The sequence below is a fragment of the Pseudomonas gingeri genome, assembly GCF_013386115.1.
Lineage (GTDB): Bacteria > Pseudomonadota > Gammaproteobacteria > Pseudomonadales > Pseudomonadaceae > Aquipseudomonas > Aquipseudomonas gingeri.
Genome location: NZ_JACAOR010000008.1, coordinates 465,271 through 489,023, shown reverse-complemented (window position 1 = coordinate 489,023; position 23,753 = coordinate 465,271). Strand labels below are relative to the sequence as shown.

Sequence of the window (23,753 nt, the reverse complement as noted above, 5' to 3'; positions counted from 1 at the left end):
TTGACGCCAGGAATTTGCACTCTCCTGAAAACTGTCTAGTTTAAACATCCACGGCAATACGAATTATTCCTTTTAGTTCTCCCGCGAGGCCTCTGGAACAAGCCTCTCAGCGAGGGCCACGTTGTACCCGCGTAATAGACTCAAGTCATTCATTTTCAATGGAATGTGCCAATGAACTGATCTGAATCACCTCTCGTTATTACTCCCGGACCTACCCTGTAGCCTCACTTCTCCTGGATTGGAGTCATGCAATGTCTGAATCTCCCGGAAAACTACGTCTAGGTGCACTGGTCGCCCTGGTAGTTGGTTCGATGATCGGCGGCGGGATCTTTTCCCTGCCACAAAACATGGCCGCCAGCGCGGATGTCGGTGCGGTATTGATCGGCTGGGCCATTACCGCGGTCGGTATGCTGACCCTGGCCTTTGTCTTCCAGACCCTGGCCAATCGCAAGCCGGACCTGGACGGCGGGGTCTACGCCTACGCCAAGGCCGGTTTCGGCGACTACATGGGCTTCTCATCGGCCTGGGGCTACTGGATCAGTGCCTGGCTGGGCAACGTCGGCTACTTCGTCCTGCTGTTCAGTACCCTCGGCTACTTCTTCCCGGTCTTCGGCGAAGGCAACACCGTCGCGGCGGTGATCGGCGCCTCGCTGCTGCTCTGGGGCGTGCACTTCCTGGTGCTGCGCGGGATCAAGGAGGCGGCCTTCATCAACCTGGTGACCACCGTTGCCAAGGTCGTGCCGCTGCTGCTGTTCGTGCTGATCGCGCTGTTCGCCTTCAAGCTGGATATCTTCACCGCCGACATCTGGGGCGTGAAAAACCCGGACCTGGGCAGCGTGATGAACCAGGTGCGCAACATGATGCTGGTGACCGTCTGGGTGTTTATCGGCATCGAGGGGGCGAGCATCTTTTCCTCCCGGGCGGAAAAACGCTCGGACGTCGGCAAGGCCACGGTCATCGGCTTTATCACCGTGCTGCTGTTCCTGGTGCTGGTGAACGTGCTGTCCCTGGGGATCATGACCCAACCGGAACTGGCGAAGCTGCAGAACCCGTCCATGGCCGCCGTGCTGGAACATGTGGTCGGACACTGGGGCGCGGTGCTGATCAGCGTCGGCCTGATCATCTCGCTGCTCGGGGCCCTGCTGTCGTGGGTGCTGCTGTGCGCGGAAATCATGTTCGCCGCTGCCAAAGACCACACCATGCCGGAGTTCCTGCGCCGCGAAAACGCCAACCATGTGCCGGCCAATGCCCTCTGGCTGACCAACGCCATGGTGCAGATCTTCCTGGTGATCACGCTGTTTTCCGCCAGCACCTACCTGTCGCTGATCTACCTCGCCACCTCGATGATCCTCGTGCCCTACCTGTGGTCCGCGGCCTATGCGGTGCTGCTGGCGGTGCGCGGCGAATCCTATGAAAACGCCTTCGCCGAACGCAGGAAGGACCTGGTCATCGGCGCTATCGCGCTGATCTACGCGGTCTGGCTGCTGTACGCCGGCGGGGTGAAATACCTGCTGCTGTCCGCCCTGCTCTACGCCCCCGGCGCGATCCTGTTCGCCAAGGCCAAGCGCGAGCTGGGCAAACCGATCTTCACCAACGTCGAGAAGCTGATTTTCGCCGCGGTAGTCGCAGGCGCCCTGGTGGCTGCCTACGGACTCTACGACGGCTTCCTGACCCTGTAACACCCTGTTCGTTCTATCTGGAGGATCTGCAATGACCACGGAAAAAGTGAAGTACGGCGTCCATTCCGAAGCCGGCAAACTGCGCAAGGTGATGGTGTGCTCCCCCGGCCTGGCCCACCAGCGGCTGACCCCGAACAACTGCGACGAACTGCTGTTCGACGATGTGCTCTGGGTCGCCCAGGCCAAGCGCGATCACTTCGACTTCGTCACCAAGATGCGCGAACGCGATATCGACGTACTGGAGATGCACAACCTGCTGACCGATATCGTCGGCCAGAAGGAAGCCCTGGACTGGATTCTCGAACGCAAGATCACCGCCAACCAGGTCGGCCTCGGGCTGGTCAACGAAGTCGGCTCCTGGCTGCGCAGCCTGGAACCACGCAAGATCGCCGAGTTCCTGATCGGCGGCGTCTCCGCCGATGACCTGCCCGACAGCTTCGGCGGCAAGACCATCGAGATGTTCCGCGACTTCCTCGGCCACTCCAGCTTTATCCTGCCGCCGCTGCCCAACACCCAGTTCACCCGCGACACCACCTGCTGGATCTACGGCGGCGTGACCCTCAATCCGATGTACTGGCCGGCGCGCCGCCAGGAAACCCTGCTCGCCAGCGCCATCTACAAGTTCCACCCGCAATTCACCGAGGCCGACTTCCAGGTCTGGTACGGCGATCCGGACCAGGAGCACGGCAACGCCACCCTCGAGGGCGGCGACGTGATGCCGATCGGCAAGGGCGTGGTCCTGATCGGCATGGGCGAGCGCTCTTCGCGCCAGGCCATCGGTCAGCTGGCGCTGAACCTGTTCAAGCACAAGGCGGTGGAACGGGTGATCGTCGCCGGCCTGCCGAAGTCCCGCGCGGCCATGCACCTGGACACCGTGTTCAGCTTCTGCGACCGCGACCTGGTGACCATCTTCCCGGAAGTGGTGAACCAGATCGTTGCCTTCAGCCTGCGCCCGGACGAGAGCAAGCCGGGCGGCATCGATGTGCGCCGGGAAGAAACCAGCTTCCTCGACACCGTCGCCAAGGCCCTCGGCCTCAAGGCCCTGCGCGTGGTGGAAACCGGTGGCAACGCCTTCGCCGCCGAGCGTGAGCAGTGGGACGACGGCAACAACGTGGTCGCCGTGGAGCCTGGCGTGGTAATCGGCTATGACCGCAATACCTACACCAACACCCTGCTGCGCAAGGCCGGTGTCGAGGTCATCACCATCAGCGCCGGTGAACTCGGTCGGGGCCGCGGCGGCGGCCACTGCATGACCTGCCCGATCATTCGCGATCCGATCGATTACTGACCGATATCCAGGGAGAAAAAAATGGCTTTCAACATGCGCAACCGCAGCCTGCTGAGCTTGATGCATCATACCAACCGCGAGCTGCACTACCTGCTCGACCTGTCCCGCGACCTCAAGCGCGCCAAGTACACCGGCACCGAGCAACCGCATCTCAAGGGCAAGAACATCGCACTGATCTTCGAAAAGACCTCGACCCGCACCCGCTGCGCCTTCGAAGTCGCGGCCCATGACCAGGGCGCCCATGTCACCTATATCGACCCGGTGTCGTCGCAGATCGGCCACAAGGAAAGCATGAAGGACACCGCCCGCGTACTGGGGCGGATGTTCGACGCCATCGAGTACCGTGGCTTCGAGCAGGAAATCGTCGAGGAACTGGCGAAGTTCGCCGGCGTGCCGGTGTTCAACGGCCTGACCGCCGAATTCCACCCGACGCAGATGATCGCCGACACCCTGACCATGCGCGAGCACAGCGACAAGCCGCTGCACGATATCAGCTACGCCTACCTCGGCGATGCCCGCTACAACATGGGCAACTCGCTGCTGATGATCGGCGCCAAGCTGGGCATGGACGTGCGCATCGGCGCCCCGAAAGCGCTGTGGCCCCATGAAGATTTCATCGCCCAGTGCAAGGCGTTCGCCGAGGAAAGCGGCGCGCGCATCACCATCACCGAAGACCCGCGCGAAGCGGTCAAGGGCGTGGACTTCATTCACACCGATATCTGGGTGTCCATGGGTGAGCCGGTGGAAGCCTGGGACGAGCGCATCGAGCAACTGCTGCCGTATCAGGTCAACGCGAAAATGATGAAGGCCGCAGGCAACCCGCGGGTGAAATTCATGCATTGCCTGCCGGCGTTCCATAACAGCGAAACCAAGGTCGGCAAGGATATCGCCGCGCGTTATCCGCACCTGGCCAATGGCGTCGAGGTCACCGAAGAGGTGTTCGAGTCGCCGGCCAACATCGCCTTCGAGCAGGCGGAAAACCGCATGCACACCATCAAGGCGATCCTGGTCGCGGCGCTGGCGGATATCTGATCTGTCGGAGAACTCCACCCTGTGGGAGCGGGCTAGCCCGCTCCCACAGAAGTCTGGCCCCGATGCCCTATATAAGGATTGCATCATGCGTATCGTCGTAGCACTGGGCGGTAACGCCCTCCTGCGTCGTGGTGAACCCATGACCGCGGACAATCAACGCGCCAATATCCGTATCGCCACCGAACAGATTGCCAGGATCCATCCCGGCAACCAGCTGGTCATCGCCCACGGCAACGGCCCCCAGGTCGGCCTGCTGTCGTTGCAGGCGGCCGCCTATACCCAGGTCTCGCCCTATCCGCTGGATGTCCTCGGCGCCGAAACCGAAGGCATGATCGGCTACATCATCGAACAGGAACTGGGCAACCTGCTGGATTTCGAGGTGCCTTTCGCCACCCTGCTGACCCAGGTCGAAGTCGATCCCGGGGACCCGGCTTTCCAACACCCGAGCAAGCCCATCGGCCCGGTCTACACCAAGGCCGAAGCCGAGCGGCTGGCCGCGGAAAAAGGCTGGAGCATCGCCCCTGACGGCGACAAGTTCCGGCGCGTGGTCGCCAGCCCGAAACCCAAGCGCATCTTCGAGATCCGGCCGATCAAATGGCTGCTGGACAAGGGCAGTATCGTCATCTGTGCCGGCGGTGGCGGCATTCCCACGATGTACGGCGAGGACGGCAAGCTCAAGGGCATCGAAGCGGTGATCGACAAGGACCTGTGCTCGGCGCTGCTGGCCGAACAGCTGGACAGCGACCTGCTGGTGATCGCCACCGACGTCAACGCGGCCTTTGTCGACTGGGGCCTGCCGAGCCAGAAGGCCATCGCCCAGGCGCACCCGGACGATCTCGAGAAACTCGGCTTCGCCGCCGGCTCCATGGGCCCGAAAGTCCAGGCCGCCTGCGAATTCGCCCGGCATACCGGCAAGGTCGCGGTAATCGGCTCACTGGCGGATATCGAAGCCATCGTCCAAGGTAAAGCGGGGACGCGAGTCAGCACCGCCCAACCCGGCATCGTCTACTCATGAACAACTGCCCTTGAACCCTTGGGGCAGATTCGTGGTCTGCCCTATTCCCATGCCTTGAAGGAGAGTTCCCATGGCCAAGTTCGAGCCCGGTCACCTGCATATCGAGCGGCACGCGCTGAACAAGGACGATTACAGCTACAACCTGTGTATCGATTATGAACTCGCCCAGGACCCCAGGGAGGGCAAGGGCATGCAGTTCACCTTGCATGGCAGCATCGAGGAAAAGCCCGTGAAGGAGTCGTTCTTCCTGGCCAAGGACCAGGCCTTCGACTTCGCCCGCCATGCCACCCGCATCGCCCAGCAATACGGCCTGCCGAAGAACGCCAGCATCGCCTCGATGCACAAGTACTACGACGAGATGTTCGAGGACGTGCGTGCGCAGCTCCACGTCAAGTCCGGCGACCCGATGAAGCCCGAACACCTGGAATAACCCAGGTTCATGTGGGAGGGGCTTGCCCCGGAAGCTTTTAGCTCGCAATGGTCTCTTCGCGGCGGTGCGGCGTCCCGCCAAACCCGCGTACAAGGGGCCTTGGTGAATCTGAAACCTGTGGGAGCGGGCTTGCCCGCGAAGAGGCCCGCAAGAGCATCAAAAGCTTCGGGGGCAAGCCCCCTCCCACAAGAGATGTCATACTTGGCGCCCTCTCGTCCAGAACCGAATTGCGCCCCATGCGTATCCACGTCAGCTTCATCGACCGCGTCGGCATTACCCAGGAAGTCCTGGCCCTGCTCGGCGGCCGCAACCTGAACCTGGATGCGGTGGAAATGGTGCCACCCAACGTCTACATCGACGCCCCGACCCTGAGCCCGCAAGTGCTCGAGGAATTGCGCGACGCGCTGTTCAGCGTCCGCGGCGTGCAGGCGGTGACGGTGGTGGACATCCTTCCCGGCCAGCGCCGGCACCTGCAACTCGACGCCCTGCTCGCCGCCATGACCGACCCGGTCCTGGCACTCGACAGCGAAGGCCTGGTGCTGCTCGCCAACCCGGCGCTGATTGCCCTGTACGGACGCGAGCCGGCTGGCGAAAGCGTGGCCGGACTGTTCGCCGATCCCGGCCTGCTGGAAGCCCTGCTGGAAAACGGTTTTCGCCTGCCCCTGCGGGAAATCACCGTCAACGGCCAGACCCTGCTGCTGGATGCCACCCCCATCACCGACGCCGGCGCGCTGCTGACGCTGTACCAGCCCAACCGTATCGGTGAGCGCCTGTCGGCGCTGCATCACGACCATGCCGAAGGCTTCGATGCCCTGCTCGGCGAGTCGGCGGCGATCCGCACCCTCAAGGCACGCGCCCAGCGGGTCGCGGCGCTGGACGCGCCCTTGCTGATCCAGGGCGAAACCGGCACCGGCAAGGAGCTGGTGGCCCGTGCCTGTCACGCCATCAGCGCCCGTCACAGCGCACCGTTCCTCGCCCTCAACTGCGCGGCGCTGCCGGAGAACCTCGCCGAAAGCGAACTGTTCGGCTATGCCCCCGGCGCCTTCACCGGCGCCCAGCGCGGCGGCAAGCCGGGGCTGATGGAACTGGCGAACCAGGGCACGGTGTTTCTCGACGAGATCGGCGAGATGTCGCCGTACCTGCAGGCCAAGCTCCTGCGTTTTCTCAATGACGGCAGCTTCCGTCGGGTCGGCGGCGACCGCGAGGTCAAGGTCAATGTGCGGATCCTCAGCGCCACCCACCGCGACCTGGAAAAGATGGTCGGCGAAGGCAGCTTCCGCGAGGACCTGTTCTATCGCCTGAACGTGCTCAATGTCGAGGTTCCCCCCTTGCGCGAGCGCGGCCAGGACATCCTCCTGCTGGCACGCTACTTCATGCAGCAGGCCTGCGCGCAGATCCAGCGTCCGGTCTGCCGGCTGGCACCCGGGACCTATCCGGCACTGCTGGGCAATCGCTGGCCGGGCAATGTCCGCCAGTTGCAGAACGTGATCTTCCGCGCGGCAGCGATCTGCGAGAGCAGCCTGGTGGATATCGGCGACCTGGACATCGCCGGAACGTCCGTGGCCCGCCAGAGCGACAGCGAAATCGAAAGCCTGGAACAGGCGGTCGAGGAGTTCGAGAAAGACCTGCTGGGCAAACTCTACGTCCAGTACCCGTCCACCCGCCAACTGGCCAGCCGCTTGCAGACCTCCCACACGGCGATTGCCCATCGCCTGCGCAAGTACGGCATCCCCGGCAAGGCCTGATACAGCGGAAAACCTTGTGGGAGCCTGGCTTGCCAGCGATGGCGGTCGCTCAGGCGCCGCGAGACTCACGGGCCCCTTCGCGGGCAAGCCACGCACCCACAAGGTTAAGCGCCAGCCTCGAGACACCCCAAAAGCGACCTCCATCTGTACTGAAAGCGCTACAGTGGAACGATTTCGCTACAATCGCAACCAGCCCACGCCCAACAAGGCTTTGATCCTGTTGAGCTTTTTTTCTCCGGTACAGCTGTAGCGTTTTCGCTACAGCGATACCCGGCAGCGCTGCTGAAATCTCGCGCAAACTCTTGATTTACAAGCCTCAAACACTATTGGCCACAAACTTGCTAAGGGAACTGCCATGCAAGCGAGGCACAGCTCTCGCCTTTATCGCGTCCACCAGACGAGTCTGGCCCTTGAGGAGTTTCCATGAGCGAGTTGCGTTTTACTGAAGACCACGAATGGCTGCGTACCGAAGCCGATGGCAGTGTCACGGTCGGCATCACGGCATTCGCGCAGAATGCCCTGGGCGACGTGGTGTTTGTGCAACTGCCGGAACTGCAGGCCTACGACAAGGGCGCCGAAGCCGCCACCGTGGAATCGGTAAAAGCCGCCAGTGGCGTGTACATGCCCCTGGACGGTGAAGTGCTGGAAATCAATCCGGCCCTGGACGCCAGCCCGGAACTGGTCAACGAAGACCCGCTGGGCGAAGGCTGGTTCTTCCGCTTCCAGCCGAGCGACGCCGCCGCTGTCGGCCAACTGCTGGATCAGGACGCCTACGACCGCCTGATCAAAGCCAACGCCGAAGCCTGAGGAATCGCCATGACCATCAACCTCGGCACCGCCAACGAATTCATCTCCCGTCATATCGGCCCGCGCCAGGATGACGAACGCGCCATGCTCGCCACCCTCGGCTTCGAGTCCCTGGAAGCCCTGAGCGCCAGCGTGATTCCCGACAGCATCAAGGGCACCAGCGTCCTCGACCTGCCGGCCGGGCAAAGCGAGGCCGACGCCCTGGCGTCGATCAAGGCCATCGCCGCGAAGAACCAGCTGTTCAAGACCTACATCGGCCAGGGCTACTACAACTGCCACACGCCATCGCCGATCCTGCGCAACCTCCTGGAAAACCCGGCCTGGTACACTGCCTACACGCCGTACCAGCCGGAAATCTCCCAGGGTCGCCTGGAAGCGCTGCTGAACTTCCAGACCCTGATCAGCGACCTGACCGGCCTGCCGATCGCCAACGCCTCGCTGCTCGACGAAGCTACCGCCGCCGCCGAAGCCATGACCTTCTGCAAGCGCCTGAGCAAGAACAAGGGCAGCCACGCCTTCTTCGCCTCCGTGCACTGCCACCCGCAGACCCTCGACGTGCTGCGCACCCGTGCCGAGCCACTGGGCATCGACGTCGTGGTCGGTGACGAGCGTGAACTGAGCGATGTCAGCGCCTTTTTCGGTGCCCTGCTGCAATACCCGGCCAGCAACGGCGACCTGTTCGACTACCGCGAACTGACCGAACGCTTCCACGCCGCCAACGCCCTGGTGGCGGTTGCCGCCGACCTGCTGGCCCTGACCGTGCTGACCCCGCCGGGTGAGTTCGGTGCCGACGTCGCCATCGGCAGCGCCCAACGCTTCGGCGTGCCACTGGGCTTCGGCGGCCCGCACGCCGCGTACTTCTCTACCCGCGATGCGTTCAAGCGCGATATGCCCGGCCGCCTGGTCGGGGTTTCCGTGGATCGTTTCGGCAAGCCGGCCCTGCGCCTGGCGATGCAGACCCGCGAGCAACATATCCGTCGTGAAAAGGCCACCAGCAACATCTGCACCGCCCAGGTCCTGCTGGCCAACATCGCCAGCATGTACGCGGTGTACCACGGTCCCAAGGGCCTGGTGCAGATCGCCAACCGCATCCATCACCTGACCGCCATCCTGGCCAAGGGCCTGGGCGCACTGGGCCTGGACGTCGAGCAAGCCAGCTTCTTCGACACCCTGACCCTCAAGACCGGCGCGCGCACCGCTGCCCTGCATGACAAGGCGCATGCCCAACGGATCAACCTGCGGGTGGTCGACGGCGAACGCCTGGGCCTGTCCCTCGACGAAACCACCAGTCAGGCTGACGTGGAAGCCCTGTGGAACCTGCTGGCCGATGGCAAGGCGCTGCCGGACTTCGCTGCCCTCGCCGCGTCGGTACAAGGCGCCATCCCCGCGGCCCTGGTCCGCCAGTCGCCGATCCTCAGCCACCCGGTGTTCAACCGCTATCACTCGGAAACCGAGTTGATGCGCTACCTGCGCAAGCTGGCGGACAAGGACCTGGCCCTGGATCGCACCATGATCCCGCTGGGTTCGTGCACCATGAAGCTCAACGCCGCCAGCGAGATGATCCCGGTGACCTGGGCCGAGTTCGGCGCCCTGCACCCGTTCGCCCCGGCCGCACAGAGCGCCGGCTACCAGCAACTGACCGACGAGCTGGAAGCGATGCTTTGCGCCGCCACCGGCTACGACGCCATCTCCCTGCAGCCGAACGCCGGTTCCCAGGGCGAATACGCCGGTCTGCTGGCGATCCGCGCCTACCACCAGAGCCGTGGCGATGACCGTCGCGACATCTGCCTGATCCCGTCGTCGGCCCACGGCACCAACCCGGCCACCGCCAACATGGCCGGCATGCGCGTGGTGGTCACCGCCTGCGACGCCCGTGGCAACGTCGATATCGAAGACCTGCGGGCCAAGGCCATCGAGCACCGCGAGCACCTCGCCGCGCTGATGATCACCTACCCGTCGACCCACGGTGTGTTCGAGGAAGGCATCCGCGAAATCTGCGGCATCATTCATGACAACGGCGGCCAGGTGTACATCGACGGCGCCAACATGAATGCCATGGTCGGCCTCTGTGCCCCGGGCAAGTTCGGTGGCGACGTGTCGCACCTGAACCTGCACAAGACCTTCTGCATCCCCCACGGCGGTGGCGGCCCGGGCGTCGGCCCGATCGGCGTGAAATCGCACCTGACCCCGTTCCTGCCCGGTCACGGCGTCATGGAGCGCAAGGAAGGCGCGGTCTGCGCGGCACCGTTCGGCAGCGCGAGCATCCTGCCGATCACCTGGATGTACATCCGCATGATGGGCGGCGAAGGCCTCAAGCGTGCCTCGCAACTGGCGATCCTCAATGCCAACTACATCTCCCGCCGCCTCGAAGAGCATTACCCGGTGCTCTACACCGGCAGCAACGGCCTGGTGGCGCACGAGTGCATCCTCGACCTGCGACCATTGAAGGACAGCAGCGGCATCAGCGTCGATGACGTCGCCAAGCGCCTGATCGACTTCGGCTTCCACGCGCCGACCATGTCGTTCCCGGTGGCCGGCACCCTGATGATCGAGCCGACCGAAAGCGAATCGAAAGAAGAGCTGGACCGTTTCTGCGACGCCATGATCCGCATCCGCGAAGAAATCCGCGCGGTGGAAAACGGCAGCCTGGACAAGGACGACAACCCGTTGAAGAACGCCCCGCACACCGCGGCGGAGATCGTCGGCGAGTGGACGCACCCGTACAGCCGCGAGCAGGCGGTCTACCCGGTGGCGTCGTTGATCGAAGGCAAGTACTGGCCGCCGGTCGGTCGCGTCGACAATGTGTTCGGCGACCGCAACCTGGTCTGCGCCTGCCCGTCGATAGAGAACTACGCTTGATCCCATAGCTCCCCCCTTGTAGGAGCCGGCTTGCTGGCGATAGCGCCGTTTCAGTCGCCCACGATGCTGGCTGGCTACACGCAATCGCCGGCAAGCCGGCTCCTACAGGGGAGCGTGTCCATCACCATAATAAGAACGACCCCGGAGAACCCACATGTCCCTGAGCGTGTTCGACCTGTTCAAGATCGGCATCGGTCCCTCCAGCTCCCACACCGTCGGTCCGATGCGTGCAGCCGCGCGCTTCGTCGAGGGCCTGCGGCGCGAAAGCCTGCTGCTACAGACCACCTGCGTCAAAGTCGAGCTGTACGGCTCGCTCGGCGCCACCGGCAAAGGCCACGGCAGCGACAAGGCCGTGCTGCTGGGCCTGGAAGGTGAACACCCGGATACCGTCGACACAGAAACCGTCGCCGCCCGCCTGCACACCATTCGCAGTGACGGACGCCTGAATCTGCTCGGCGAACATTCCATCGAATTCAACGAAAAGCTCCACCTGGCGATGATCAGGAAACCCCTGGCCTACCACCCCAACGGCATGATCTTCCGCGCCTTCGACGCTGCCGGCATCCAGATCCGCAGCCGCGAGTACTACTCGGTCGGCGGCGGTTTCGTGGTCGACGAAGACGCCGCCGGCGCCGACCGCATCGTCGAAGACAGCACTGCGCTGACCTTCCCGTTCAAGAGCGCCAAGGAACTGCTGGGGCATTGCAGCACCTACGGCCTGTCCATCAGCCAGGTCATGCTGACCAACGAAAGCGCCTGGCGCCCGGAAGCGGAAACCCGCGCCGGGCTGCTGAAGATCTGGCAGGTGATGCAGGACTGCGTCGATGCCGGCTGTCGCAACGAAGGCATCCTGCCGGGCGGCCTGAAGGTCAAGCGGCGCGCGGCGGCCCTGCACCGGCAGCTGTGCAAGAACCCGGAAGCCGCCCTGCGCGATGCGCTGTCGGTGCTGGACTGGGTCAACCTGTATGCCCTGGCGGTCAATGAAGAAAACGCCAACGGCGGACGCGTGGTCACCGCCCCCACCAACGGCGCAGCCGGGATCGTTCCCGCCGTGCTGCATTACTACATGCGCTTTATCCCCGGTGCCAGCGAGGACGGCGTGGTGCGCTTCCTGCTCACCGCCGCCGCCATCGGCATTCTCTACAAGGAAAACGCCTCGATCTCCGGCGCCGAAGTCGGCTGCCAGGGCGAAGTCGGCGTGGCTTGCTCGATGGCCGCCGGCGCCTTGTGCGAAGTACTCGGCGGCACCGTGCAACAGGTCGAGAACGCCGCCGAAATCGGCATGGAGCACAACCTCGGGCTGACCTGCGACCCCATCGGCGGGCTGGTGCAGGTGCCGTGCATCGAGCGCAACGCCATGGGCTCGGTCAAGGCCATCAATGCCGTGCGCATGGCCCTGCGTGGCGACGGCCAGCACTTCGTCTCCCTCGACAAGGTCATCCGTACCATGCGCCAGACCGGCGCCGACATGAAAAGCAAATACAAGGAGACCGCCCGTGGCGGTCTGGCCGTAAACATTATCGAATGCTGATCGACAAGGCCGGCGCAACCGGCCTCCCGGCAATTTCCAGGAGCTGAAGATGTCCACCGAAAACCTGCTGAAAACCCCGCTGCACGCCCTGCACCTGCAACTCGGTGCGCGCATGGTGCCGTTCGCCGGCTATGACATGCCGGTACAGTACCCGCTGGGCGTGATGAAGGAGCACCAGCACACCCGTGAACAGGCCGGGCTCTTCGATGTCTCGCACATGGGCCAGATCCGCCTGGTCGGCGCCGCGGCCGCCAAGGCCCTGGAAGCCCTGGTGCCGGTGGATATCATCGACCTGCCGGTGGGCATGCAGCGCTATGCGATGTTCACCAACGAAACCGGCGGCATCCTCGATGACCTGATGGTCGCCAACCTGGGCAACGACGAGCTGTTCCTGGTGGTCAACGCCGCCTGCAAGGACCAGGACCTGGCGCACCTGCAACAGCACCTGGGGCATCTGTGCGAGGTCCAGCCGCTGTTCGAGGAACGTGCCCTGCTCGCCCTGCAAGGTCCGGCCGCCGTGAGCGTCCTGGCGCGCCTGGCACCGGAAGTCACCCGGATGACCTTCATGCAGTTCGCCGCCGTGCGCCTGCTGGGCGTCGACTGCTACGTCAGCCGTTCGGGCTACACCGGCGAAGACGGCTTCGAAATCTCGGTACCGGCGGCCAGCGCCGAGTCCCTGGCCCGCAGCCTGCTGGCCGAGCGCGAAGTCGAAGCCATCGGCCTCGGTGCACGCGACTCGCTGCGCCTGGAAGCCGGCCTGTGCCTCTACGGGCATGACATGAACACCGAGACCACGCCGATCGAAGCCAGCCTGCTCTGGGCCATCTCCAAGACGCGTCGTGCCGACGGTGCACGGGCCGGCGGCTTCCCCGGTGCCGAGCAGATCTTCGCCCAACAGCAACAAGGCGTGCGACGCAAGCGCGTCGGCCTGCTGCCGCAGGAACGCACACCGGTACGCGAAGGCGCGGAAATCGTCGACCAGGACGGCACCGTCATCGGCAGCGTGTGCAGTGGCGGCTTCGGTCCGACCCTCGGCGCACCGCTGGCCATGGGGTACCTGGACAGCGCCCATTGCGCGCTGGACAGCGAGGTCTGGGCCATCGTCCGCGGCAAGCGCGTACCGCTGAAAGTCAGCAAAATGCCTTTTGTTCCGCAACGTTACTACCGCGGTTGAAACTATCGAGGTTGATACCAACAGTAACAACTAAAGCGGTTATGAAACAGTGCACTAGCTTGTAACGCAACCGCCACAAAACAGTGCATATATTCGTTAGCGAACTTGGCTTATAACAGTCGAACCCAACTGAATACTGTATGTCCGGCATCCCCCCGCCAAAGCCCGCGAAAACTGCGACAAACCAGCGCAAACCGCGGGCTTGGCGGGGGCTTGTTTTTTCTCCCACAGTTGGCGTAGAGTTTCCCTACTGTGTTTGCATGGGTCGCTTGGAATCGTGACCTGGGCAGTAGCTCTAAGTTTGCTACAACCCGTTCGACGTCTCTTACTTTCCTGCAACCCAGCCCAGTACTCTTTCAGGTGAAAGGGGCTGTCATTAATTTTTAGCGTCAAAGGAAATAAGAAATGTCCCAACGTCAGAGCGGCACCGTCAAGTGGTTTAACGACGAGAAAGGTTTTGGTTTTATCACTCCAGAAAGCGGTCCGGATCTGTTCGTCCATTTCCGCGCTATTCAGGGCAACGGCTTCAAGAGCCTGAAAGAAGGCCAGAAAGTGACCTTCATCGCCGTGCAAGGCCAGAAAGGCATGCAGGCTGACGAAGTGATCGCAGAAGCCTGATCTCAAGCTTTATTACACTAAAAGCCCCTGATGGTGACATCAGGGGCTTTTTTGTGAATGCAATTCCGTAAAATGGCTTTTTCCGTTCAGAGAGAGCCGCTATGTCGAAGCACGTACTAAGCCCCCAGGGCGAGTTCCCTGCCGCCGGCCTGGGCCGTCGCCTGGCCGCGATGTTCTATGACTTCCTGCTGTGTACCGCCCTGCTGATCGTCACCGGCTTCATCTACAAGCTGGTGCAGATGGCGCTCATCGGCGAACAGCGGCTCAAGGCGCTCTCCGATGCCGGCGCCCTCGACGGCGACCCGCTGCTGTCGACCCTGCTGTTCTGCGTGCTGTTCGCGTTCTTCGCCAAATTCTGGACCTACAAGGGCCAGACCCTGGGCATGCAGGTCTGGGGGATCCGCGTGCAGAACGCCGACGGCTCGGCCATCAGCATCTGGCAGGCGCTGCTGCGCTTCATGGTATCGATCGCTTCCTGGCTGTTTGCCGGCCTGGGGTTTATCTGGGTGCTCTTCGACAAGCGCAAACGCAGCTGGCACGACATCTACTCCAACAGCCAGCTGGTACGGATTCCCAAGCAGAACCGCTGACGCTTTGCGTCCGCCCATGAAAAAGCCCGCCTCATTCGAGGCGGGCTTTTTTGTCACTCACTTCAGTCCGGCTTATTCGGCTAGCTTGAAGGTGATGAAGCTCGCACGTCCCTGGCGCAGTACGCGCATCGATACCGAGCGATTCTTCGGCAGGGCCTTGGCGATATCGGTGAACTGCTTGGCATCGGTGATCGCCTGGTTGTTCAGGTGCGTGATCACGTCGCCCGGCTGCAGACCGATCAGGGCCGCCGGACCGTCCTGCACTTCCTTGATCACCACGCCGCCCTTGAGCTGGTCGTTGGCTTTCTTCTGGTCATCGGTCAGGTCGGCGACGGAAACCCCGAGGCGATTGCTGCTGCGCTCGGCACCGGCGGACTTGGCGATATCCATTTCCTTGCCTTCATCCGGGATCGCACCGACCGTCAGGTCAATGGTCTTGCGCTGCCCTTCACGCACCACTTCCAGCTTGGCTTTCTCGCCCGCCTTCAGTGCACCCACCAGATGCGGCAGGTCGGCCGACAGCTCGATCGGCTGGCCGTTCATGCTGAGGATCACGTCGCCGACCTGCAGGCCGCCTTTCGCCGCCGGACCATCGTCCTGTACCTGGGCCACCAGCGCACCGGCCGGCTTGTCCAGGCCGAAGGACTCGGCGAGGTCCTTGTTGACCTCCTGGATCACCACGCCCAGCCAGCCGCGGCTGACCTTGCCACCGCTCTTCAGCTGGTTGGAAACGTCCATGGCGACATCGATCGGAATCGCGAAGGACACGCCCATGAAGCCACCGGAACGGGTGTAGATCTGCGAGTTGATGCCGACCACTTCACCGTTGAGGTTGAACAGCGGACCACCGGAGTTGCCCGGGTTGATCGGTACGTCGGTCTGGATGAACGGCACGTAGTTTTCGTTCGGCAGGCTGCGGCCCACGGCACTGACGATGCCCTGGGTCACGGTGTGGTCAAAGCCGAACGGCGAGCCGATGGCGACAACCCACTGACCCGGTTTCAGGTCCTTGGACTTGCCCAGCTTGAGGGTCGGCAGATTCTTGCCATCGATCTTCAGCAGCGCCACATCGGAGCGCGGATCGGTGCCGACCAGCTTGGCCTTGAGCTCGCTGCGGTCAGCCAGGCGCACCAGGATCTCGTCGGCGTCGGCAACCACGTGGTTGTTGGTCAGGATATAGCCGTCATCGGAGATGATGAACCCCGAGCCCAGCGACTGCGCCTCACGCTGCCGACCGCCGCCACCGCCCCCCTTCCCGCGCGGTTGCGGGAAACCGCGGAAGAACTGCTGGATTTCCGGCGGCAAGCCTTCCAGGCCCTGGATCTGCTCCGAGACCTTGCGGTCCGGCAGCTTCTGGGTGGTACTGATGTTCACTACCGCCGGCGAAGCCTGCTCCACCAACTGGGTGAAATCGGGCAGCTCCGCGGCCTGGGCCGCGACTGTCTGCCCGAGCAGCAGGACAGCGGCGAAAATGGACAGATAAGATTTCAAGCTTGGTATCGACATACGGCTCCCGTAAACAACGAGCATGGTTAAGCGACAGGTACCATAAAACCCAAGGATGATTAAGCCTGGATTACGGACCGGGAACAACAAACAAGGCCAGGGCCGTTGGGGCCCTGACCTATAGGAAAATTCGGCTGGTTTTGCAAATGAAAATGATCACCGGACATTTCGGCATCTCGATCCTACCACTCGCGCGGCTTCATGTGCGGACATGATCGAGTCACCAGGCGTCATGGATCAGCGGCTCACTGCTTGCTGGCCTGCGCATCGCCGGCACGCATCGACAAGGCGATCCGTTCGGCGGTCCCGATGGGAATCTCGCCCACCACCGTGACCATGATTTCCCCGCTCGGGGTGGTCAGGCGCCGGGAAACCGCAACGGTGGGGCCCAGTTGGGTGCGGGTGTCGGCGATGGTGGCGCCGTTGAGGGGCTCGAGGAACACCGAGAAACGCGCCAGCCCGTCGTCATACATGAGGCTGTTGACCTGGGTCTTGGACTGCGGATCGACACGCGCCGTGCTGCTCACCAGCTCGAAGCCCGGCGGCAGCCAGTCGGAATGCCAGAGCTGCGCCACCTTGCTGCCCAGCACCTGCACCTTGGCCTGCGCCTGGTTGCTGAGCAATACCACCGGCTTGCATTCGGCACCGGCCTGCAACTGGCTGTCCTGGGGCGCGTCGGCGGTATTGAGTTCGGTGAACTGGAAACGTTCGAGCAATTGCCCCTTGTCGTTGATCAGCAGCGACTTGAGCGGCAAGCCGGTCTGGCGATCCAGGTGCAATTCGAAACCATAGCGATGCTGGTCGCGGGGCGTCAGCGACACGATGACCGCGGGGCGGCCGGCGACGCGTGACTTGCCCACGACGGCAATGTCATACCAGGCATTGAGTTTCTGCGGATCAAGCGCGCGGGCATGGGCATCGGGCGACTCGCCGAGTCCGGCAACCAGGGTGCCGCTGACACACTCGGTGTGCCCATCGACGCGTACGACCTCTTGTGCCGAGCCGTCGAGCTGAAGCAAACGTTCACGAACCTGACCGTTCTGGACGAGATGCCAGATACGATGGGTCGAGAAACTGCCGTTGCGTTCGTAGACGAAAGTGCCCTGGAAGCTTTGCTGCTGCTCGGCTTGCCCAAGACGCTCCAACCAGTCCTGGGCTTCGTCGGCCTGGGCGGTCAGGATGAACCCACCGGCCAGGGCAAGCGTTAGAAGAGGTAGCGCGCGCATGATCCTCCTTACTTGGCGGTTTCCAGGCTGGCGGCACGTGCGTAGGGCAGTGCGCTCTCAGTGCCTTTCAGGGCAGCTTGCTGGGCATGCTGGCGCAGGTAGCCTGGCAGACGCTGGTCCCAACCCGGCTGGCCTTGTTGCAGCACGCCATTGGCCATCGGCCCGGTGGGCTCGGAGCCTTCAGTATAGCCGGCCAGGACCGCTGGGCCCTTGACCGTCGGAGCGGCCAGACCAGGCTGGTTCGATTGCTGGGCCAGTTGGGCGCCGGCAATGTCATCCTGGTTGTAGAAACGCACACCGGCGAGCACCGCCACGGTCACCGAAGCGGCCACGGCCAGGCGGCCAAGAGTACGCCACGGACCACGGGAGCCCTTGGCCGGGACTTCTTCGCCAGCCAGCGCGGCCGATACGGCCGAGGCGATATCCAGGCGTGGATCCAGCAATTCCTTGTGCATCACTGCCCGGGCGATTTGGTAACGAGACCAGGTAGCACGGGTGTCGGCATCGTCAAGGGCACTCAGTACCCGACGCAATTCCAATTCGTCCGCTTCGTTATCCATCACCGCGGACAGCGATTCCTGCAGGGCTTCACGACTCATGACGGTTCCTCTCTTGGCTGTCGCCGCTGTCTCAGGTTTCCTGCAACAACGGCTGCAGGGCTTTATCTATGGCCTCCCGAGCGCGGAAAATCCGGGAGCGCACGGTGCCCACAGGACATTGCATGACGGCTGCAATGTCCTCATAACTCAGACCATCGAATTCACGTAAAGTTAACGCCGTACGCAAATCTTCTGGCAGTTGCTGGATGGTTCGATGGACGGTGCCCTCGATCTCATCCCGGAGCAACGCACGCTCCGGTGACTCGAGATCCTTCAGGCCATGATCGCCATCGTAGAACTCGGCATCCTCGGAACTCACATCACTGTCTGGCGGCCTGCGACCGCGGGATACCAGATAGTTTTTCGCCGTGTTGATGGCGATGCGGTACAGCCAGGTATAAAAAGCACTGTCGCCGCGAAAATTACCCAGGGCACGGTAGGCTTTGATAAAGGCTTCTTGTGCAACGTCCTGGGCTTCATGGGTGTCGTGCACGAAACGCACGATCAACCCGAGAATTTTGTGCTGGTATTTCAGCACTAGCAGATCGAAAGCCCGCTTGTCGCCGCGTTGAACGCGCTCGACCAGCTGCTGATCCTCTTCCTGGGTTAGCATGAACACTCCTCATAGGACTTGAAGGAGGCTGCCATTGCTAATTGATCAGGCTTGCAAACATAGACTCGGGCTTTTGGCAAAAGTTCTCCCCCTTCAAGCAAGTTTCCTGCGGCCCGCTGAACGGACACACACGAAAAACGCAGCTCGGACTTGGCCGACTGCGTGAATAATCTTGTCGTCGAATCCGCTGGCGAAGCCCTTTCATCAGGCCACGCAGAAAGCCGACGCTGTCCCCTTCTTTCAGGCACCTGTCTATGGAGCCCGGGGCTTTTCAAAAGTTCCCGGAGACCGCAGTAAGTAATAGCATTGTGCCGCTCCCTCGACCAAAGACTGCCTGAGCCTTGTTATAGCCGAAAAATCATCGTCTTACCGTGCAAAACCACATGCACGGCGACCCAGAGTGGCGCACACTTCCTGCCCGCTGTAGTTTCACAATGCCACGAAGGCCCGGCTATTGTGCCGATCCCCCCAGCCATATACTAGTGCGCTGTGTGGCGGGCTCCGTGGCCCACCAGGGCGTTTTCCGGATTCCTAGAGATGAGCCAACATTTTCAACACGATGTGCTGGTGATTGGCAGTGGCGCCGCCGGCCTGAGCCTGGCGCTGACCCTGCCGGGCCATCTGCGCATTGCCGTCCTGAGCAAGGGCAACCTGGCCAACGGTTCGACCTACTGGGCCCAGGGTGGCGTCGCCGCCGTGCTGGACGACACCGACACCGTGCAGTCCCATGTCGAGGACACCCTCAACGCCGGCGGCGGCCTGTGTCATGAAGACGCGGTGCGCTTCACCGTCGAGCACAGCCGCGAGGCCATCCAGTGGCTGATCGACCAGGGCGTGCCCTTCACCCGCGACGAAGAAGCCAAGGTCGACGACGGCGGTTTCGAGTTCCACCTGACCCGTGAAGGCGGCCACAGCCACCGGCGTATCATCCACGCCGCCGATGCCACCGGCGCGGCGATCTTCACCACCCTGCTGGAACAGGCCCGGCAGCGCCCGAACATCGAGCTGCTGGAGCAGCGCGTGGCCGTCGACCTGATCACCGAAAAACGCCTGGGCCTGGACGGCGAACGCTGCCTGGGGGCCTATGTACTCAACCGCGGCACGGGGGAAGTCGATACCTACGGCGCGCGCTTCACCATTCTCGCCTCGGGCGGCGCGGCCAAGGTCTACCTCTATACCAGCAACCCCGACGGAGCCTGCGGCGACGGCATCGCCATGGCCTGGCGTTCCGGCTGCCGGGTGGCGAACCTGGAATTCAACCAGTTCCACCCGACCTGCCTGTACCACCCGCAGGCCAAGAGCTTCCTCATCACCGAAGCCCTGCGTGGCGAAGGCGCGCACCTGAAGCTGCCCAACGGCGAGCGCTTCATGCCGCGCTTCGACCCACGGGCCGAGCTGGCGCCACGGGATATCGTCGCCCGCGCCATCGACCATGAGATGAAGCGTCTGGGCATCGACTGCGTCTACCTGGACATCAGCCATAAGCCCGCGGCCTTTATCAAGACGCATTTCCCGACGGTGTACGAACGCTGCCTGGAATTCTCCATCGACATCACCAGACAGCCCATCCCGGTGGTCCCGGCGGCGCACTACACCTGTGGTGGCGTGCTGGTCGACCAGCAGGGCCGCACCGACGTGCCCGGCCTGTATGCCATCGGCGAGACCAGCTTCACCGGCCTGCACGGCGCCAACCGCATGGCCAGCAACTCGCTGCTGGAGTGTTTCGTCTATGCCCGCTCGGCGGCCGCCGACATTCTCCGGCAACTGCCACAGGTCGCCGTACCCGTGGCCTTGCCGAGCTGGGACGCGAGCCAGGTGACCGATTCCGACGAAGACGTGATCATCGCCCACAACTGGGATGAGCTGCGGCGCTTCATGTGGGACTACGTCGGCATCGTGCGCACCAACAAGCGCCTGCAGCGGGCCCAACACCGGGTGCGCCTGCTGCTGGACGAGATCGACGAGTTCTACAGCAACTACAAGGTCAGTCGCGACCTGATCGAGTTGCGCAACCTGGCCCAGGTGGCCGAGTTGATGATCCGCTCGGCCATGGAGCGCAAGGAAAGCCGGGGCCTGCATTACACCCTCGACTACCCGGACCTGCTGCCCGAGGCCCTCGACACTATCCTGGTGCCGCCCACCTACGCCGACTGAATTTCAAGCGCACGCGCAGGCGCCGATGCGAGTCGGCCGCCAGCGCGTCGCGGGGTACGCAGATCGAGCGCGGCCACCAGTCCCCGGGCCGACGAAAGCGCAGCACCACCAGCCAGGGCAAGGCGAGACTGTCACGCTGCAAGCGGACCGGCTGCCAGCCTGTTGCCCTGCTCCAGAGCTGCCAACCCCGCTCGTCACGCCGCAAACCGGTAAAAGCCGACGGATGGTCCAGGCGTATTCGCCGCGGCACCACCCAGGCCCCGTGGAGCAGGCACAGCAAGGCCCCGGACAGGCTCGCCCAGAGTGGGATTTCCAGCAGGCTGAACGACGACAACGCCAGGCCCAGGGCCCCGAGATACGCCGCCAGCAACAGCCGCGAGGCCTGCCAGCGGCATTCGAACGTGTTACTTGGGCTGAACACGGTCCAGGATCATGCGGACCATGCGCTGCAGCTCCGGATCTTCCGACTCGGAACGCTCCATGAACCAGCCGAACATGTCCTGGTCCTCGCATTCGAGCAGCTTGCGATAGCACTCGCGGTCGACGTCATTCAGATGCGCGTACACCTCCTTGACGAACGGTACCAGCAGCACGTCCAGCTCCAGCATGCCGCGGCGGCTGTGCCAATAGAGACGATTGAGTTCTACATCTTCGACCATGGAGCGCTCCTCAAATTTGTGCGCAAGTATACAGGCCCGAGCGTCACGGCACAGTCGGCTTTGGTCGGGGGCGCGCGGTGTTTTGTGAACTACCCATTTCCAGGGCGCCCCTCTATGATGTCCACCAGACCTATTCATGCTGCGAAGACCCATGGCCGATTCCGCTTTTTTCTGCACTCTCTCCCACGAAGGCGTTCTCGCCGTCCGCGGCTCCGACGCCAGCAAGTTCCTGCAGGGCCAGTTGACCTGCAACCTCGACTACCTCAGCGAGAACCGGGCCAGCCTCGGCGCCCGCTGCACGCAGAAAGGCCGCATGCAGTCGAGCTTCCGCATCCTGCTCGAAGGTGACGGCGTGCTGCTGGCCATGGCCGGCGAATTGCTGGAACCACAACTGGCGGACCTGAAGAAATACGCGGTGTTCTCCAAGTCCAGGCTCACCGATGAAAGCGCCGGCTGGGTACGTTTCGGCCTGGGCCAGGCGGACAGCGTACTGGCCGCCCTCGGCCTCGACCTGCCCGAGGACACCGACTCGGTGGCACGGGCCAATGGCCTGATCGCCATCCGCGTATCCGTCGGGCGCAGCGAACTCTGGGCCCCGGCGGACCAGGCGCAGGACCTGCGGGCGCAACTGGCCGGCCAACTGCGCGAAGCCGATCTCAATACCTGGTTGCTCGGACAGATTCGCGCCGGCATCGGCCAGGTCATGCCGCAGACCCGCGAACTGTTCATCCCGCAGATGCTCAACCTGCAGGCCGTCGGTGGCGTGAGCTTCAAGAAAGGCTGCTACACCGGCCAGGAAATCGTCGCGCGCATGCAGTACCTGGGCAAGCTCAAGCGCCGCCTGTATCGCCTGACACTGGACGCCGGGCAACTGCCTGAACCCGGTACGCCACTGTTCTCGCCCGCCCACAACAGTTCCATCGGCGAAGTGGTGATCGCGGCCACGGCCGAACACTCGATCGAACTGCTGGCGGTGCTGCAGGCCGAAGCGGTCGAGGCCGGCATCGTCCATCTGGGTGACCTGCAAGGCCCGGCCCTGACATTGCTCGACCTACCTTACCAACTGGACCGCGATCGCGAGATCCAGCGTTAACCGCACCGCCTTAGAGAACACAAATGAACAAGCTGGCGGAAAAGGTCCAACAGGATTTGGTAGCGTCCATCGACAACGATGACCTGGTTCTGCCCACGCTCCCGGAAGTCGCCCTGAAGATTCGCGAGGCGGCGGAAGATCCCGAAATCAGCGTCAGTACCCTGAGCAAGGTGATTGCCGGCGACACCGCCCTGTCGGCCCGCCTGATCAAGGTGGTCAACAGCCCCTTGCTGCGCGCCAGCCACGAAGTGACCGACCTGCACACCGCCATCACCCGCCTGGGCGTGAACTACAGCAGCAACCTGGCGATCGGCCTGGTGATGGAGCAGATCTTCCACGCCCGCTCCGAAGTGGTGGAACAGAAAATGCGCGATGTCTGGCGCAAGAGCCTGGAAATCGCCGGGATCAGCTACGTGCTGTGCCGCGACTACACCTCGCTCAAGCCGGACCAGGCGGCACTCGGTGGGCTGGTGCACCAGATCGGCGTATTGCCGATCCTGACCTACGCCGAGGATCACTACGAACTGCTGGCCGACCCGTTGAGCCTCGACCATGTGATCGAGAGCATTCATCCGCTGCTGGGCGACAAGCTGTTGCGGGTCTGGGATTTTCCCGAGCGGCTGGTCAAGCTGCCGGGCCAGTACCAGGACCTGGAGCGTGACAGCGGCACCCTCGATTACGTCGACCTGGTACAGATCGCCACGGTGTTCTGCCACCAGGGCACGACGCAGCCCTATGCCGATGTCCCGCTCGCCAGCCTGGCGGCCTTCAGGCGCCTGAGGCTGGACCCGGACAGCGAGGCCTGGGTCGAAAAGCTCAACGATGCGCGAATGATGTTCAACTAGCTTTTCAACGCGGTTGCGTGGCGCCTGTTCCGGCGCTTTCGCGGGCAAGCCCGCTCCCACAAATTCGGGGCGCTCATGATTCTTGTGTGCGACACAGAGCCCATGTAGGAGCGGGCTTGCCCGCTCCTACAAATTCCGGGGCGCTCATGATTCTTGTGTGCGACACAGAGCCCCTGTAGGAGCGGGCTTGCCCGCTCCCATAAATTCCGGGGTGCTCATGATTCTTGTGTGCGACACAGAGCCCCTGTGGGAGCGGGCTTGCCCGCGAAAGCGCAGGCCCGGGCAACCCA

At 63.1% G+C, this 23,753-nt stretch carries 21 protein-coding genes; 15 read left to right on the top strand and 6 right to left on the bottom strand.

Annotation, left to right across the window (positions count from 1 at the left end):
* Positions 1 to 251: 251 nt before the first annotated feature.
* The 12 genes from arcD (at position 252) to HX881_RS18035 (ending at position 14,768) form a co-directional block, all read left to right on the top strand.
* Complete coding sequence (arcD, locus tag HX881_RS18090; RefSeq protein ID WP_042936031.1) at positions 252 to 1,679, top strand: arginine-ornithine antiporter; 1,428 nt, start codon at positions 252 to 254, stop codon at positions 1,677 to 1,679.
* 31 nt (positions 1,680 to 1,710) lie between these two features.
* Positions 1,711 to 2,967 (top strand): arginine deiminase, encoded by a 1,257-nt coding sequence (gene arcA, locus HX881_RS18085; protein ID WP_017127600.1) that lies wholly within the window; start codon positions 1,711 to 1,713, stop codon positions 2,965 to 2,967.
* 21 nt (positions 2,968 to 2,988) lie between these two features.
* Positions 2,989 to 3,999, top strand: a complete 1,011-nt coding sequence (locus HX881_RS18080; protein WP_017127599.1) for an ornithine carbamoyltransferase — start codon at positions 2,989 to 2,991, stop codon at positions 3,997 to 3,999.
* Positions 4,000 to 4,084: 85 nt separating this feature from the next.
* Entirely contained in the window at positions 4,085 to 5,014 is a 930-nt protein-coding gene (gene arcC / locus HX881_RS18075) for a carbamate kinase (RefSeq protein WP_177085797.1), read from the top strand.
* A gap of 70 nt (positions 5,015 to 5,084) precedes the next feature.
* On the top strand, positions 5,085 to 5,444 hold the full coding sequence (locus HX881_RS18070; protein WP_017127597.1) for a DUF5064 family protein: 360 nt from the start codon (positions 5,085 to 5,087) through the stop codon (positions 5,442 to 5,444).
* Positions 5,445 to 5,680: 236 nt separating this feature from the next.
* The gene (locus tag HX881_RS18065; RefSeq protein ID WP_017127596.1) at positions 5,681 to 7,189 is read left to right on the top strand and encodes a sigma-54-dependent transcriptional regulator; all 1,509 of its coding nucleotides are present in this window, start codon (positions 5,681 to 5,683) and stop codon (positions 7,187 to 7,189) included.
* Positions 7,190 to 7,612: 423 nt separating this feature from the next.
* Positions 7,613 to 7,996, top strand: coding sequence for a glycine cleavage system protein GcvH (gcvH, locus tag HX881_RS18060; protein WP_017127595.1), 384 nt, complete (start codon positions 7,613 to 7,615; stop codon positions 7,994 to 7,996).
* 9 nt (positions 7,997 to 8,005) lie between these two features.
* Complete coding sequence (gene gcvP / locus HX881_RS18055; RefSeq protein WP_177085795.1) at positions 8,006 to 10,855, top strand: aminomethyl-transferring glycine dehydrogenase; 2,850 nt, start codon at positions 8,006 to 8,008, stop codon at positions 10,853 to 10,855.
* A 154-nt stretch (positions 10,856 to 11,009) separates the two neighbouring features.
* Entirely contained in the window at positions 11,010 to 12,386 is a 1,377-nt protein-coding gene (locus HX881_RS18050) for an L-serine ammonia-lyase (protein ID WP_177085793.1), read from the top strand.
* A gap of 49 nt (positions 12,387 to 12,435) precedes the next feature.
* Positions 12,436 to 13,560: a glycine cleavage system aminomethyltransferase GcvT gene (gene gcvT / locus HX881_RS18045; protein WP_177085791.1), complete on the top strand. Its 1,125-nt coding sequence runs from the start codon at positions 12,436 to 12,438 to the stop codon at positions 13,558 to 13,560.
* Between the two features lie 405 nt (positions 13,561 to 13,965).
* On the top strand, positions 13,966 to 14,178 hold the full coding sequence (locus HX881_RS18040) for a cold-shock protein (RefSeq protein ID WP_010220199.1): 213 nt from the start codon (positions 13,966 to 13,968) through the stop codon (positions 14,176 to 14,178).
* 101 nt (positions 14,179 to 14,279) lie between these two features.
* Positions 14,280 to 14,768 (top strand): RDD family protein, encoded by a 489-nt coding sequence (locus HX881_RS18035; RefSeq protein WP_017127590.1) that lies wholly within the window; start codon positions 14,280 to 14,282, stop codon positions 14,766 to 14,768.
* Between the two features lie 72 nt (positions 14,769 to 14,840).
* Here the strand turns inward: HX881_RS18035 and HX881_RS18030 are convergent, their stop codons facing one another.
* From HX881_RS18030 to rpoE, 4 genes are all read right to left on the bottom strand, one after another.
* On the bottom strand, positions 14,841 to 16,274 hold the full coding sequence (locus HX881_RS18030) for a DegQ family serine endoprotease (RefSeq protein WP_017127589.1): 1,434 nt from the start codon (positions 16,272 to 16,274) through the stop codon (positions 14,841 to 14,843).
* A gap of 245 nt (positions 16,275 to 16,519) precedes the next feature.
* Positions 16,520 to 17,500 carry a MucB/RseB C-terminal domain-containing protein gene (locus HX881_RS18025; protein WP_177085790.1) on the bottom strand — a complete coding sequence of 327 codons (981 nt, stop codon included), beginning with the start codon at positions 17,498 to 17,500 and terminating at the stop codon, positions 16,520 to 16,522.
* Between the two features lie 8 nt (positions 17,501 to 17,508).
* Positions 17,509 to 18,099 carry a sigma-E factor negative regulatory protein gene (locus HX881_RS18020; RefSeq protein WP_017127587.1) on the bottom strand — a complete coding sequence of 197 codons (591 nt, stop codon included), beginning with the start codon at positions 18,097 to 18,099 and terminating at the stop codon, positions 17,509 to 17,511.
* 31 nt (positions 18,100 to 18,130) lie between these two features.
* A complete protein-coding gene (rpoE, locus tag HX881_RS18015) occupies positions 18,131 to 18,712 on the bottom strand; it encodes an RNA polymerase sigma factor RpoE/AlgU (protein WP_017127586.1) in 582 nt (193 codons plus the stop codon).
* A gap of 537 nt (positions 18,713 to 19,249) precedes the next feature.
* Between rpoE and nadB the strand changes: the two genes are divergently transcribed.
* Positions 19,250 to 20,866, top strand: a complete 1,617-nt coding sequence (gene nadB / locus HX881_RS18010; RefSeq protein ID WP_017127585.1) for an L-aspartate oxidase — start codon at positions 19,250 to 19,252, stop codon at positions 20,864 to 20,866.
* Here the strand turns inward: nadB and HX881_RS18005 are convergent.
* Together HX881_RS18005 and HX881_RS18000 are read right to left on the bottom strand one after the other, a co-directional pair.
* Complete coding sequence (locus HX881_RS18005) at positions 20,835 to 21,287, bottom strand: protein YgfX (RefSeq protein ID WP_177085787.1); 453 nt, start codon at positions 21,285 to 21,287, stop codon at positions 20,835 to 20,837. The two genes, nadB and HX881_RS18005, sit on opposite strands and share 32 nt — an antisense overlap.
* Positions 21,271 to 21,525, bottom strand: coding sequence for an FAD assembly factor SdhE (locus HX881_RS18000; RefSeq protein WP_017127583.1), 255 nt, complete (start codon positions 21,523 to 21,525; stop codon positions 21,271 to 21,273). Before HX881_RS18000 ends, HX881_RS18005 begins: the two co-directional genes overlap by 17 nt.
* A 151-nt stretch (positions 21,526 to 21,676) precedes the next feature.
* Between HX881_RS18000 and ygfZ the strand changes: the two genes are divergently transcribed.
* Positions 21,677 to 22,618 (top strand): CAF17-like 4Fe-4S cluster assembly/insertion protein YgfZ, encoded by a 942-nt coding sequence (ygfZ, locus tag HX881_RS17995; RefSeq protein ID WP_177085785.1) that lies wholly within the window; start codon positions 21,677 to 21,679, stop codon positions 22,616 to 22,618.
* A 23-nt stretch (positions 22,619 to 22,641) separates the two neighbouring features.
* Entirely contained in the window at positions 22,642 to 23,463 is an 822-nt protein-coding gene (locus HX881_RS17990) for an HDOD domain-containing protein (RefSeq protein ID WP_177085783.1), read from the top strand.
* The last annotated feature ends 290 nt before the right edge of the window (positions 23,464 to 23,753 follow it).